The organism is Gordonia sp. (in: high G+C Gram-positive bacteria), assembly GCF_047600385.1.
Lineage (GTDB): Bacteria > Actinomycetota > Actinomycetes > Mycobacteriales > Mycobacteriaceae > Gordonia.
The window spans coordinates 923,275-937,279 of sequence record NZ_JASGKZ010000001.1 but is presented as its reverse complement, the minus strand read 5'-3'; the positions used below and the strand labels follow the sequence as shown (position 1 = coordinate 937,279).

General features: G+C 68.2%; 10 protein-coding genes and 1 pseudogene. 7 read left to right on the top strand and 4 right to left on the bottom strand.

The window, feature by feature from the left end; genetic code table 11:
• Positions 1 to 515: 515 nt before the first annotated feature.
• The 4 genes and pseudogenes from yidC to rpmH all read right to left on the bottom strand — a co-directional run.
• Positions 516 to 1,430: pseudogene (gene yidC, locus QM809_RS04260) on the bottom strand (membrane protein insertase YidC); the annotation flags it as partial.
• A gap of 3 nt (positions 1,431 to 1,433) precedes the next feature.
• Positions 1,434 to 1,763, bottom strand: a complete 330-nt coding sequence (yidD, locus tag QM809_RS04255) for a membrane protein insertion efficiency factor YidD (RefSeq protein WP_415044573.1) — start codon at positions 1,761 to 1,763, stop codon at positions 1,434 to 1,436.
• A 33-nt stretch (positions 1,764 to 1,796) separates the two neighbouring features.
• Positions 1,797 to 2,207, bottom strand: coding sequence for a ribonuclease P protein component (gene rnpA / locus QM809_RS04250; RefSeq protein ID WP_415044572.1), 411 nt, complete (start codon positions 2,205 to 2,207; stop codon positions 1,797 to 1,799).
• Between the two features lie 27 nt (positions 2,208 to 2,234).
• Positions 2,235 to 2,378, bottom strand: a complete 144-nt coding sequence (gene rpmH / locus QM809_RS04245; protein ID WP_246993135.1) for a 50S ribosomal protein L34 — start codon at positions 2,376 to 2,378, stop codon at positions 2,235 to 2,237.
• Between the two features lie 473 nt (positions 2,379 to 2,851).
• Here rpmH and dnaA point away from each other — a divergent pair, with 473 nt between their 5' ends.
• The 7 genes from dnaA to QM809_RS04210 all read left to right on the top strand — a co-directional run bounded on the left by dnaA (position 2,852) and on the right by QM809_RS04210 (position 13,988).
• Positions 2,852 to 4,351 carry a chromosomal replication initiator protein DnaA gene (gene dnaA / locus QM809_RS04240; RefSeq protein WP_415044571.1) on the top strand — a complete coding sequence of 500 codons (1,500 nt, stop codon included), beginning with the start codon at positions 2,852 to 2,854 and terminating at the stop codon, positions 4,349 to 4,351.
• Positions 4,352 to 4,868: 517 nt separating this feature from the next.
• The gene (gene dnaN, locus QM809_RS04235; protein ID WP_415044570.1) at positions 4,869 to 6,071 is read left to right on the top strand and encodes a DNA polymerase III subunit beta; all 1,203 of its coding nucleotides are present in this window, start codon (positions 4,869 to 4,871) and stop codon (positions 6,069 to 6,071) included.
• Positions 6,072 to 6,115: 44 nt separating this feature from the next.
• Entirely contained in the window at positions 6,116 to 7,318 is a 1,203-nt protein-coding gene (recF, locus tag QM809_RS04230; RefSeq protein ID WP_415044569.1) for a DNA replication/repair protein RecF, read from the top strand.
• Positions 7,315 to 7,944, top strand: a complete 630-nt coding sequence (locus tag QM809_RS04225; protein WP_415044568.1) for a DUF721 family protein — start codon at positions 7,315 to 7,317, stop codon at positions 7,942 to 7,944. Before recF ends, QM809_RS04225 begins: the two co-directional genes overlap by 4 nt.
• Positions 7,945 to 8,148: 204 nt before the next feature.
• A complete protein-coding gene (gyrB, locus tag QM809_RS04220; protein ID WP_415044567.1) occupies positions 8,149 to 10,182 on the top strand; it encodes a DNA topoisomerase (ATP-hydrolyzing) subunit B in 2,034 nt (677 codons plus the stop codon).
• A gap of 147 nt (positions 10,183 to 10,329) precedes the next feature.
• Positions 10,330 to 12,825, top strand: a complete 2,496-nt coding sequence (gene gyrA, locus QM809_RS04215; protein ID WP_415044566.1) for a DNA gyrase subunit A — start codon at positions 10,330 to 10,332, stop codon at positions 12,823 to 12,825.
• Positions 12,826 to 12,935: 110 nt separating this feature from the next.
• Entirely contained in the window at positions 12,936 to 13,988 is a 1,053-nt protein-coding gene (locus tag QM809_RS04210) for a DUF3566 domain-containing protein (protein ID WP_415044565.1), read from the top strand.
• The last annotated feature ends 17 nt before the right edge of the window (positions 13,989 to 14,005 follow it).

Genomic DNA, 14,005 nt, shown 5'->3' with positions numbered 1-14,005 from the left:
CGGGCCTCGTCGTAGTTCCCGTGCCGGAACATCGCGACGGCGACCATCCGGTTCCAGTCGGCACGACGTTCCCGGGCCAGCTCGGGCACCGGAGCATCCTCGTGGGACTCCTCCCAGGCGGTCTCCCAGGCGGAGAGGACCGCGCTGTCGTCACGCATCACGGTGATCAGGCGGCCGTCGTGGCCTTCGTTCAGCCAGGCGAGCAACTGCTGACGACGCAGCGTCAGGTACGCATCCAGATCCTCCGGGGAGGCGTCGGGTGCGGTGGCCTCGTCGCGCGCGGTGTCGGTCCAGCTGAACGCCAGCTTGGCGCGCTCCGCCGGATCCTCCACCAGGCGCACCAGCTCGTCCGCGGCCTGGACCAGACCGTTGCGACCCTTGTACCTCCACTCGCCGTTGCGCTCACCGAAGCGGGCGACCTTGCGGAACTCGGCGACGGCCTCACCGGAGTTGCCCGCGGCCAGCGCCGCGAAACCGCGGTTCATGGCCTTGCCCGGCTCGAAGTTCTTCGGCAGCGGACGGGCGCCGGCCTGCGGTGCGGAGGCCTTGCGCTTCTCCTCGCGGATGGCCGCGGCGTGGTCCTCCTCCTTCTCGATACGACCGAACACGATGTGCTGCTGCCCGTACGTCCAGAGGTTGTTGCTGACCCAGTAGAGCAGGATGGCGGCCGGGAAGAACGGACCGGTCACCAGGATGCCCAGCGGGAAGATGTACAGCGACAGCCGGTTCATGATCCGCGTCTGCGGGTTCTCCATCGCCTCCGGGCTCTGCCGAGAGACCGAGGCGCGCGAGTTCAGGTGCGTCGCGATCGAGGCGACGATCATCAGCGGCACCACCAGGATCGCGATCTGCACGCGGGTGAAGTCGATCTCCGAACCCGGGGTGATGAAGGCCTGGAACTCGGTGACGGGTTCGGTGATGTACGCCGAGAGCGGCACCCCGAAGAGTCGTGCGTCCAGGAAGTTCTGCACCTGCTCCGCACTGAAGGCGTAGTTGCCGTACGCGCGCGTCTCTTCGGCCGTCATGCCCAGCTGTCCGAAGCCGGTGCCCATCCGGTTGAATCCGCGCAGCACGTGGAACAGACCGATGAACACCGGGATCTGCAGCAGCATCGGGAGGCAGCCCAGGAGCGGGTTGAACCCGTGCTCCTTCTGGAGCTTCTGCATCTCCTCGGTCATCTTCACGCGATCATTGGCGTACTTCTTGCGAATCGCCTGCATCTGCGGGTTGATCTCCTGCATCTTTTTCGTCGTGCGGATCTGCTTGACGAAGGGCTTGTACAGGATGCCGCGCAGGGTGAAGACCAGGAAGACCACCGAGAGCGCCCAGGCGATACCCGAACCACCCGGACTGTCCGGCAGGATCTTGTCGAACAGCCAGTGCCAGACCCACATGATCCAGGACACCGGGTAGTAGATGAAGTTGAGCACGGCTCACTTACCCCTATCTGACCTCGCCCGCACCTCATCGACGACGTGCGGACTGTTGGTAACGGAAGTCTGTCCATCCGGTTCGCCGCGGCCGAACAGCCGCTCGGGAACCGGGTCGTAGCCGGGCTTGTGCCACGGTCCACATTTCAGGAGGCGCCAGACCGAGAGCACCGATCCCCTCAGGAATCCGTGGCGGTCGACGGCCTCGACGGCATAGGCGCTGCAGGTCGGCTCGAACCGACACGTCGGCATCCGGGTCGGCGAGATCCACGTCCGGTACAGCTCGATCACGAAGATCAGGGCGCGCCGCGGGAACGTGTACAGCCGATTCATCGGGTCCACACAGGCATCACCGGTCCCCGGCCATCAGCGGGCGGGATCGACGTCGAACGCGGCGATCACCTTGCGATGGGTGAACCCGCGTCGCAGTTGTTGCTCGAGTTCGGTCGCCGAGCAGGTCGCGGCCCCCGGACGCGCCCGGACCACCACGTACGCGTCGGAGGACGGAAGGGCGTTCGCACTGCCGGCGAAGGCATGACGGAGTCGTCGTGCGACGGCATGCCGGACGACGGCGTTGCCGACCTTCTTCGAGACGATCAGGCCGAGTCGCGGACCCCCGAACTCGACGACGTCGGTCCGGACACCCGAGGGGTCCGGCCATCGAGCCGGCAACGGGGCGACGCTGATCGACAGATCACGCGCCGAAACCCGCACGCCCTTATCGAGCGTGCGGGTGAAGTCGGAACTGCGCTTGAGGCGCGTCGAGTCAGCGGACACCGATCGGGCCGACTGGACTCCGGCGACTCACGCAGTCAGCTTGGCGCGGCCCTTGCGACGACGACCGGTCACGATGGCACGCCCGGCGCGGGTCCGCATCCGCAGACGGAAGCCGTGCACGCGGGCACGACGACGGTTGTTGGGCTGGAAAGTGCGCTTCCCCTTAGCCATGGGAACTCCTCGGTCTTCAACTACGGTGGTCTGACAGGCCCGCACGGTTCCGGCGGTGGTGTTCCGCTCGACGGATCCAGACATGCCGGTACGCCGATGGGCCCGTGCACGGGCGACCGTTCGAGACTACTCAGCGTGAGCGGCCAAATCAAACGAGGCGGCCGTGATCTCCGCCCCTCGTCGTTCCCGTGCCCTTGTTCCCGCACCCTATGTTCCCGCACCCGTGTTCCCCGCCGGACGCGGATGCGCCCCCACCGGTCGTCGTCCCCGATTCCGCATCCGGGCACCGGCGAGTCGTGTCCACACCCCGGACGAGACCTGTCCACAGCGCGGCGACACGTCATCCCCACCGCACGTCTGTGGATATATCCACAAGTGTGGATAAAATTGTGGATAGCTCGCTCCCAGGTGCAGGTTCTCCGCACTCGTGGAGCTTGGTTTTTGTGGACGTCATTGGGGACAAGGAGCACAGCGTGGCCAACGATCACGACTCGTTCAGTGAGATCTGGAGCCGCGTGGTCCTCGAACTGTCCGGTCCGGACTCGCCGGATTCGCCGCCGCTCTCACGGCAGCAGAAGGCGTGGCTCTCCCTGGTGCATCCGTTGACGATCACCTCCGGATTCGCCCTGCTCACGGCGCCGACGGCGCTGGTGCAGGAACAGATCGAGCGCAACCTGCGCGACACCATCACCCGGGCGCTGAGCCGGCACCTCGGCCAGCCGGTGGAGATCGCGGTCCGGATCGCCGAGGCCCCGGACGAACCGCCCGCTCCGCCGGCGGCCCCGGCGCCGGCCGCCGAGTCGCCCTCGAACACCCGCCCCGGATCCGTTCCGACCAGGGTGAACACCGGTGAACACACGCTTCCCTCGCTCGGCGGCGGCACCCGTGACTGGGCCGCCTATTTCGACGACCGGAACACCGCGACGCCGGCCGCCGAGAGCACCACGACGCTGCATCCGAAGTACACCTTCGACACCTTCGTCATCGGCACGTCGAACCGTTTCGCCCACGCCTCGGCGGTGGCGGTCGCCGAAGCCCCCGCCCGCGCCTACAACCCGCTGTTCATCTGGGGCGAGTCCGGACTGGGCAAGACCCATCTGCTGCACGCGGCGGGCCACTACGCACAACGTCTCTTCCCAGGCATGCGGGTGAAGTACGTCTCCACCGAGGAGTTCACCAACGACTTCATCAACTCGCTGCGCGACGACCGCCAGATGGCGTTCAAGAGCCGCTACCGCGAGGTCGACATGCTGCTGGTCGACGACATCCAGTTCCTGGAGGGCAAGGAGGGCATCCAGGAGGAGTTCTTCCACACCTTCAACGTGCTGCACAACAACAACAAGCAGATCGTCATCTCCTCGGACCGTCCGCCGAGCAAGCTGGCCACCCTGGAAGACCGCCTCCGGACGCGCTTCGAATGGGGCCTGATCACCGACGTCCAGCCGCCCGACCTGGAGACGCGCATCGCGATCCTTCGCAAGAAGGCCCAGATGGACAAGCTCGACGTGTCCGACGACGTCCTCGAGCTCATCGCCTCTCGCATCGAGCGCAACATCCGGGAGCTCGAGGGCGCGCTGATCCGGGTGACCGCGTTCGCCTCGCTGCAGAACACCAAACTCGACCGGTCCGTCGCCGAAGTCGTGCTCAAGGCGCTGATCCCGGACAACGGGCCGGCCGACATCAGCGCGGCGGGCATCATCGCGATCACCGCCGATTACGCCAACATCTCGGTCGAAGACCTCCGCGGGAGCGGCCGCAAGGCTCGCCTGGTCACCTACCGCCAGATCGCGATGTACCTGTGCCGCGAGCTCACCGACCTGTCGCTGCCGCAGATCGGCGAGGCCTTCAACCGCGATCACACCACGGTGATCCACGCGAACAAGAAGATCAGCGAGAAGATCGGGTCCAGCAGCGACGTCTACAACGACGTCCAGCAGCTCACCGAGCGCATCAAGAAGCGCGCGCGAGGCTGACCCTCAAGTGCCGCCGCAGGGTTGTGAGCGACGCCTCGCGCACCGTCGTACGACGCGCTCGAGGCCGTCTCCGGATGCAAAAGCCCAGGTCAGGATGCTTTCGGATGCTGTGGAGAAGGTGCGGATAACCCGGAGCCGCCCTGTGGACGACCGGTGCACGGCTGTGGACGGATTTCTCTGTCCACAACCCGTCCGAGTTGTCCACAAATGCTCTGCACCTCGGTTCCACAGCGCCGGATGCGCCGCGACCAGCGCAGACGAGCGTTGTCCACAGGATGCACAGGACTTATTACTAATAAGAATTTCTCTTTGAAAGATCTTCTTTTGAAAACAGGGCTGGGGATACACAGCCCGACGGCTGTTCATCGTCGAGCGCACCGCTGAACCGACTCGGTTCCGGCCCGGGCTCACACGAACCGGCCCCAGCGCTCTACAGTGGGATTCGGCGACACCCGTCGTCGAGCCGCTGCGTGGCCGCGCCGTGGCAGGTGAACGTCGAGAAGGGCAAGCACAGCAGATGAAGTTTCGTGTCGTTCGCGACGAGTTCGCCGAAGCCGTCGCCTGGGTCGCTCGGAGCCTGCCGTCTCGCCCGCCCGTGCCCGTCCTCGGCTGCGTGGTGCTCACCACCACCGAGCAGGGACTCCAGGTGGCCGGATTCGACTACGAGGTCTCGGCCACCGAGATGATCTCCGCCGAGATCTTCGAGAGCGGAAAAGTCCTGGTCTCGGGCAAGCTGCTCGCCGACATCACCCGTGCGCTGCCGAACAAGCCGGTCGACGTGAACATCGACGGCGCCCGGGTCGCGATCGCCTGTGGCAGCTCCAAGTTCTCGCTGCCGACCATGCCCGTCGAGGACTACCCGGACCTGCCCGACGTCCCGGAGCAGACCGGTGTCGTGCCCGGCTCGCTCTTCGCCGAAGCCGTCTCGCAGGTCGCCGTGGCCGCCGGCCGCGACGACACCCTGCCGATGCTGACCGGCGTGCGCGTCGAGATCGACGGCGAGCGCATCGTCCTGGCCGCGACCGACCGCTTCCGCCTGGCCGTCCGCGAGCTCGCCTGGGCGCCGCGGGACGCCGCCACCACGGGAGCCGCGCTGGTTCCCGCCAAAACCCTCTCCGACGCCGCGAAGTCGGCCGGCAGCGATCACGCCGGTTCGGTGGAACTCGCCTTCGGCTCCGGCCAGGCCATCGGCGCCGAGGGCATCCTGGGCATCACGGCCGGCGCCAAGAAGACCACCACGCGACTGCTCGACGCCGAGTTCCCCAAGTTCCGCCAGCTGTTCCCGGCCAGCCACTCGTCGGTGGCGACCGTCGAGAGCGCCGCGCTGATCGAGGCCATCAAGCGTGTCTCGCTGGTCGCCGAGCGGGGTGCTCAGATCCGCATGGACTTCGACGGCGAATCGGTGATGCTCACCGCGGGCGGCGACGAGGCGGGCAAGGCCGAGGAGACCCTCGACGTGCAGTTCTACGGCGAGCCGATCCTGATCGCGTTCAACCCGACATACCTGCTCGACGGCCTCGCGGCCATCGGCTCGAGCACCGTCCAGTTCGGCTTCACCAACCCCGAGCCGGACGGCTCGGGGGAGCGTCGTGCCGCCATCCGCCCGGCGGTGCTGCGACCGGCCGGTGAGGACGAGCCGGTGGCCGACGAGTCGGGTGCGTTCGTCGCACCGCAGAGCGAGTTCAGCTACCTGCTGATGCCTGTCCGCCTGCCCGGCTGACGCCGATCACCCGCAGCCGTGGCTCCTCGAGGATGCGCTGACCGGTGTTCGTCCGCGAACTGGCACTGACCGACTACCGATCGTGGGATCGGACGGAGCTGCGACTCCGGCCCGAACCCACGATCTTCGTGGGCCGCAACGGATTCGGGAAGACCAATCTGCTCGAATCGCTCTTCTACCTGGCGACGCTGCGATCGCATCGGGTGTCCTCGGACGCGCCGCTGGTCCGCAGCGGAGCATCCGCGGCCACGGTGCGTTCGACCGTCGAGAACGACGGCCGGGAGCTCACCGTGGAGCTCGAGATCGCCGCGCAGGGGGCGAACCGGGCCCGAGTCAACACCGCGCCGGTGCGGCGCCCGCGGGAGATCCTCGGGATCCTGCGGGCCGTGCTGTTCGCGCCGGAAGACCTGGCGCTGGTCCGCGGCGAGCCGGGGGAACGGCGCCGGTTCCTGGACGAGATCGTCGTGCAGTCGCGGCCGATCGCCGCGGGGTCGCGCGCCGACTACGACAGGGTGCTCCGGCAGCGGTCCGCGCTGCTGAAGACGGCGGGCGCGGCGATCCGTCGTTCGTCGGCCGAAGCGGATTCGGTGATGAGCACCCTGGACGTCTGGGACGACCAGCTCGCCCAGTTCGGCGCGGAGGTCACCGCGGACCGCATCGCCGTCGTCCGGGAACTGGCTCCACTGGTGGCCGGGGCCTACGCGTCGATCGCCCCGCATTCCCGCCCGGCGGCGATCGGTTACCGGTCGGCGGCCGGACCGGAGGTCGATGCCTCGCCGGGCGGCACCGAGTCGGTCGCGGAGATCCGGGACGTGCTCGCGCACCGACTGCGTGAGGTGCGCGCCAAGGAGATCGATCGCGGCGTGTGCCTGGTGGGCCCGCATCGCGACGACCTGCGGCTCGACCTGGGCGACGAGCCGGCCAAGGGCTTCGCCAGTCACGGGGAGTCGTGGTCGTTCGCGCTCGCGTTGCGGCTCGCCTGCGTCGACCTCCTGCGGGCCGACGGGGTGGAGCCGGTCATCATGCTCGACGACGTCTTCGCCGAACTCGATGCGGCCCGCCGGGAGAAGCTGGCGGCGTTCACCGCCTCGGCCGAACAGCTCCTGATCACCACCGCGGTGGCCGAGGACATCCCCGGCGTGCTGGCCGGCCGGCGCCTCGCCGTCGGAGTCGAGGAGGCGGACGGTCGTCGCAGGTCGACGATCGTCGGCGACGAGCGGGTCGTACGGAGGGGAGAGGAACGATGAACGACGACGCACCGCATCCCGGCACCGGAGCCGGTCCGTCCGGGAGCAGCGCCTACGACGCCGCCCGGAAGGCCGCCGCGCAGCACGCGCAGGACGCCGCCGGTGAACGCAGCGCGGGATACGACGTCGCCCGCCGGGCCCTGGAAGAGGCCCGCGCGCAGGCGAAGGCCGCGGGCAAACAGGTCGGCCGGGGCCGGGCGGGGCCGATGTCGGGCGGCGGCGGCCGCCGGGACCGGAAGCGACGCTCCTGGTCGGGGGCGGGACCGGACAGTCGTGACCCGCAGCCGCTCGGCCGGCTGACCGGGGCGATCGCGCGATCGCGCGGCTGGTCGCCGAAGATCAGCGAGGGCACGGTCTTCGGGTCGTGGCCGACCATCGTCGGACCCGAGATCGCCGCGCACGCCGAACCGACGGATCTGTCCGAGGGCGTGCTCCACATCCGTGCCGAGTCGACGGCCTGGGCCACGCAGCTGCGCTACATGCAGGCCCAGATCCTGGCGAAGATCGCCGCCTCGGTCGGCCACGGCGTCGTGAAGAGTCTGCGCATCAACGGACCGGCCGCACCGTCGTGGCGCAAGGGACCGCTGCACGTCTCCGGCCGCGGTCCGCGCGACACCTACGGGTAGCGGTCCGGCACCGGCCGCCCGCGGACGTGTGAACTCTCACAGGGCCGAGGCGCCGCGGAATCGGTTCCGGCCACAATCGGACCCATGCGCACCGAGATTCGGCGATCTGAGGGCAGATCAGGGCCGGGGGCTACCCGCTTCTACGCGAGTTCGAAGTACACTTGCGGGTAACTGTTCTCTATAGAGAAGGAGCGGACGCGTCCCGTGGCCGACACCAGTAGTTCCGAATCGAAGAAGTCCAAGTCCGCGCCGGGTGAGTACGGCGCCGACTCCATCAGCATTCTGGAAGGCCTGGAGGCGGTTCGCAAGCGTCCGGGCATGTACATCGGTTCGACCGGTGAACGCGGCCTGCACCACCTGATCTGGGAGGTCGTCGACAACTCCGTCGACGAGGCGATGGCGGGCTACGCCACCCGCGTGGACGTGACGATCCTGGCCGACGGCGGCATCCAGGTGGTCGACGACGGCCGCGGCATGCCCGTCGCGATGCACGCCACCGGTGTCCCCGCGGTGGAGGTCATCATGACCCAGCTGCACGCGGGCGGAAAGTTCGACTCCGACTCGTACGCGGTGTCCGGCGGTCTGCACGGTGTCGGCATCTCCGTCGTGAACGCCCTCTCGACCAAGGTCGAGCTGGAGATCAAGCGCGACGGTCACAGCTGGCAGCAGACCTATCACCGGGCCGAGCCCGAGGCGCTGAACCAGACCGGCAAGAGCAACGAGACCGGCACGACGGTGCGGTTCTGGGCCGACCCGGAGATCTTCGAGACCACCGTCTACAGCGCCGAGACCATCGCGCGGCGTCTGCAGGAGATGGCCTTCCTCAACAAGGGCCTCACCATCACGCTCACCGACGAGCGGCTCCCCGACGAGGCGGCCGATGCGGAGGACGAGGACGCCAGCATCAAGTCCGACGAGGAGAAGGCCACGGCGGTCGCCAAGGTCAAGTCCCGCGTCTACCACTACCCGGAGGGCCTGGTCGACTTCGTCCGGCACCTCAACCGCACCAAGAACCCGATCCACACCACGGTCATCGACTTCGGCGCCAAGGGCGAGGGGCACGAGGTGGAGATCGCGATGCAGTGGAACAACGGCTACTCCGAGTCGGTCCACACCTTCGCCAACACCATCAACACCCACGAGGGCGGTACCCACGAAGAGGGCTTCCGCGCCGCGTTGACCAGCACCGTCAACAAGTACGCGCTGGACAAGAAGCTCATCAAGGAGAAGGACGGCAAGCTCACCGGCGACGACATCCGCGAGGGCCTGGCCGCGGTGATCTCGGTGAAGGTGGCCGATCCGCAGTTCGAGGGTCAGACCAAGACCAAGCTCGGCAACACCGAGGTCAAGGGCTTCGTGCAGCGCACCTGCAACGAGCATCTCGGCCACTGGTTCGAGGCCAACCCGGCCGAGGCCAAGATCATCGTCCGCAAGGCCGCCGACTCGGCGCAGGCCCGGATGGCGGCCCGCCGCGCCCGCGAGCTGGTCCGCCGCAAGACCGCCACCGACATCGGCGGGCTCCCCGGCAAGCTGGCCGACTGCCGCAGCAACGATCCGACCAAGTGCGAGGTCTACATCGTGGAGGGCGACTCGGCCGGCGGCTCGGCCAAGTCGGGCCGCGACTCGATGTACCAGGCGATCCTGCCGATCCGCGGCAAGATCATCAACGTCGAGAAGGCCCGCATCGACCGGGTGCTCAAGAACGCCGAGGTCCAGTCGATCATCACCGCGTTCGGCACCGGCATCCACGACGAGTTCGACATCAAGAAGCTGCGCTACCACAAGATCGTGCTGATGGCCGACGCCGACGTCGACGGTCAGCACATCGCGACGCTGCTGCTCACGCTGCTGTTCCGCTTCATGCGGCCGCTCATCGAGCACGGCCACGTGTATCTGGCGCAGCCGCCGCTGTACAAGCTCAAGTGGCAGAAGGGCGCCGACCCCGACTTCGCCTACAGCGACCGCGAGCGCGATGCGCCGCTCGAGGCGGGGCTGGCCGCGGGCAAGAAGATCAACAAGGACGACGGCATCCAGCGCTACAAGGGTCTGGGCGAGATGAACGCCAGCGAGCTGTGGGAGACCACCATGGACCCCGAGGTCCGGATCCTCAAGCAGGTGACCCTCGACGACGCCGCCGCGGCCGACGAGCTCTTCTCCATCCTGATGGGCGAGGACGTCGCGGCCCGTCGCGGTTTCATCGCCCGCAACGCCAAGGACGTCCGGTTCCTCGACGTCTGATGCGTGCCTCCGACGCTTCCCCCGAACCGTCGGAGCCCGCAGGCGTTCTTCGACCTCTTCGACGACGGAGCCCGCGCACCGCCTGACCGCGCGCGCCGACCGGCTTGCCGGGGGAGCCCCGTCGACCACCTTCCAGAAAGTGATCCCATGAGCGACGACACCAACGTCCCCGACGACGGTTCGGCCGTCACCCACGACCGCATCGAACCGGTCGATCTCGGCCAGGAGATGCAGAGCAGCTACATCGACTACGCGATGAGCGTGATCGTGGGCCGCGCCCTGCCCGAGGTCCGCGACGGCCTCAAGCCGGTGCACCGTCGGCTGCTGTACGCATCGTTCGACGCCGGTTTCCGCCCGGATCGCGGCTACGTGAAGTCGGCGCGTCCGGTGTCGGAGACGATGGGCAACTACCACCCGCACGGTGACAGCTCGATCTACGACGCGCTGGTGCGTCTGGCCCAGCCGTGGTCCATGCGCTACCCGCTGATCGACGGCCAGGGCAACTTCGGTTCGCGCGGCAACGACGGCGCCGCCGCCATGCGGTACACCGAGGCGCGGCTCACCCCGCTGGCCATGGAGATGCTGCGCGACATCACCGAGGAGACCGTCGACTTCACCCCGAACTACGACGGCAAGACCGACGAGCCGACGGTGCTGCCGGCTCGTATCCCGAACCTGCTGATCAACGGCTCGGGCGGCATCGCGGTCGGCATGGCGACCAACATCCCGCCGCACAACCTGCGTGAGGTGGCCGACGCCGTGTTCTGGGCGCTGGAGCATCCGGACGCCGACGACGAGACCACCCTCGCCGCCTGCATGGAGGCTGTGAAGGGACCGGACTTCCCGACCGCGGGCCTGATCGTGGGCAGCCAGGGCATCAAGGACGCGTACATGACCGGGCGCGGCAGCATCCGGATGCGGTCGGTGGTGGAGATCGAGGAGAACAAGGGCACCACCCAGCTCATCGTCACCGAACTGCCGTACCAGGTGAACATCGACAACCTGATCCAGTCGATCGGCGACCAGCTCAACGACGGCAAGCTCAAGGGCATCAGCAAGATCGACGACCTCTCGTCCGATCGCGTCGGTCTCAAGATCGCCATCACCCTGCGCCGTGATGCGGTGGCCAAGGTGGTCTTGAACAACCTCTACAAGCACACCCAGCTGCAGACCAACTTCGGCGCCAACATGCTCTCGATCGTCGACGGCGTGCCGCGCACCCTGCGCCTGGATCAGATGATCCGCTACTACGTCGCCCACCAGATCGACGTGATCGTGCGCCGGACCCGGTTCCGGCTGCGCAAGGCCGAGGAACGCGCCCACATCCTGCGCGGCCTGGTCAAGGCGCTCGACGCGCTCGACGAGGTGATCGCGTTGATCCGCGCGTCCGCGACCGTCGACATCGCGCGCAGCGGCCTGATGAGCCTGCTCGACGTCGACGAGATCCAGGCCGACGCCGTCCTGGCCATGCAGCTGCGCCGGCTGGCGGCCCTGGAACGCCAGAAGATCATCGACGAGCTCGCCGAGATCGAGCGCGAGATCGCCGACCTGAAGGACATCCTGGCCAAGCCGGAGCGCCAGCGCGCGATCGTCCGCGACGAGCTCAAGGAGGTCGTCGACAAGTACGGCGACGATCGTCGTACCCGCATCATCGCCGCCGAGGGCGACGTGAACGACGAAGACCTGATCGCCCGCGAGGACGTCGTCGTCACCATCACCGAGACCGGCTACGCCAAGCGCACCAAGACCGACCTGTACCGCAGCCAGAAGCGCGGCGGGAAGGGCGTGCAGGGCGCCAACCTGAAGCAGGACGACATCGTCGCCCACTTCTTCGTCACCAGCACGCACGACTGGCTGCTGTTCTTCACCACCAAGGGCCGCGTGTACCGGGCCAAGGCGTACGAGCTGCCCGAGGCCAACCGCACCGCGCGCGGCCAGCACGTGGCGAACCTGCTGGCCTTCCAGCCGGAGGAGAAGATCGCCCAGGTGATCCGGATCAGCGCGTACGACGACGCGCCCTACCTGGTGCTCGCGACGCGCAACGGTCTGGTGAAGAAGTCCGCGCTCGACGCCTTCGACTCGAACCGTTCAGGCGGCATCGCGGCGATCAACCTGCGGGGCGACGACGAACTGGTGGGCGCGCAGCTGTGCGGTCCCGACGACGATCTGCTGCTGGTCTCCAAGCAGGGTCAGTCGATCCGTTTCCACGCCGACGACGAGACGCTGCGCCCGATGGGCCGACAGACCTCGGGCGTGCAGGGCATGCGGTTCAACACCTCCGATCAGCTGCTGTCGTTGAACGTGGTGCAGCCGGGCACGTATCTGCTGGTGGCCACCTCGGGCGGGTACGCCAAGCGGACCGACATCGAGGAGTACGCCGCGCAGGGCCGCGGCGGCAAGGGCGTGCTCACCATCCAGTACGACGTCAAGCGTGGCGAACTGGTGGGTGCGATCATCGTCGACATCGACAGCGAGGTGTACGCCATCACCTCCGGTGGCGGCGTCATCCGGACGCTGGCCAAGCAGGTCCGCAAGGCGGGCAGGCAGACCAAGGGCGTTCGCCTGATGAATCTGGGCGACGGCGACAGCCTGCTCGCGATCGCCCGGAACGCCGACGAACCGGACGAGACCGCCGCCGAGTGATCGACGGCTCCACCGTGAGCATCGGCGCGTGAGCCGCCCCCGGTGGTTCAAGCCACTAGGGTGGATATCCATCAGGGTGGAAGCACGCCAACTTCAGTGAGGACACTTCAGTGACCAAGACCAACGAGCCGGAGGACGCCGCCGACCGCGGACAGGTGCCCGCGTGGAAGCGCGGCGAGACCTCGGCGCCGGCCGGGATGACGGCCGGAGACCTCGCCAAGTCGGCTCCGCAGATCACCGGTGAGTTCCCGGCGGCGGGTCCGGCCCAGGGGAAGCCCACGGGCGCCCCCGGTCCGGTCGGTCGTCCGGGCGGCCCCGCTGCGGGACCCGGCATGCCGGGACCGGGACCCGGGCCGGGGATGCCCGGCCCCGCCGGACCCGGGATGCCTCCCCAGGGCGGTCCGGGACAGGTGCCCGGTCGGCCGGGCCCGGGTCCCGGCCCCAGTGGTCCCGGTCCCAAGGGACCCGCCGGGCCGTCCGGAAAGGGACACGGGGGGCCGCCTCCGTCGGGACCGATCCCGAAGGTGACTCCTCCCCAGGGGCAGCCCGCGCCGACGAAGGCCGGGGCGCCTCAGCAGGCGGCCGCCGGTGCGGTGGGCGCCGCGGCGGGTGTGGCCGCGGGCCAGGCGGCCAAGGGCCCGTCGGCGCCGTCCGCCGTCCAGACGACCACCGTGGTCCCGCAGACCTCGGCGGTCAAGGAGCGTCCGGACCTGGATGCGATCCACAAGACCGGAGCGAAGGCCGATACGGGCGATCGGGCCGCGGTCCGGCGGATCTCGCCGTCGTCGTCGATCGGCACCCCGCTGCGTGCGGCCGTGCAGGTGCGCCGGGTGGATCCGTGGTCGATCTTCAAGGTGAGCGGTGTGCTGGCCGTGGCCGGCTTCCTGATCTGGATGATCGCCATCGCCGTGCTCTACGGCGTGCTCGCCGGCATGGGGATCTGGGATCAGGTCAACAGCACGGTCAGCACCATCGTGAGCTCCGACGGCAGCAGCAGCGGTGACGAATTGATCACACTCGGACAGGTCTTCGGGTTCTCCGCGCTGTTCGGGCTCTTCGCCGCGATCGTGCTCACCGCGCTCTCGACCATCCTCGCGTACATCTACAACGTGTGCGCGGACGTGGTCGGCGGTGTCGAGGTGACCCTCGCAGACCTGGACTGAATGGGCCTCTGACCAGC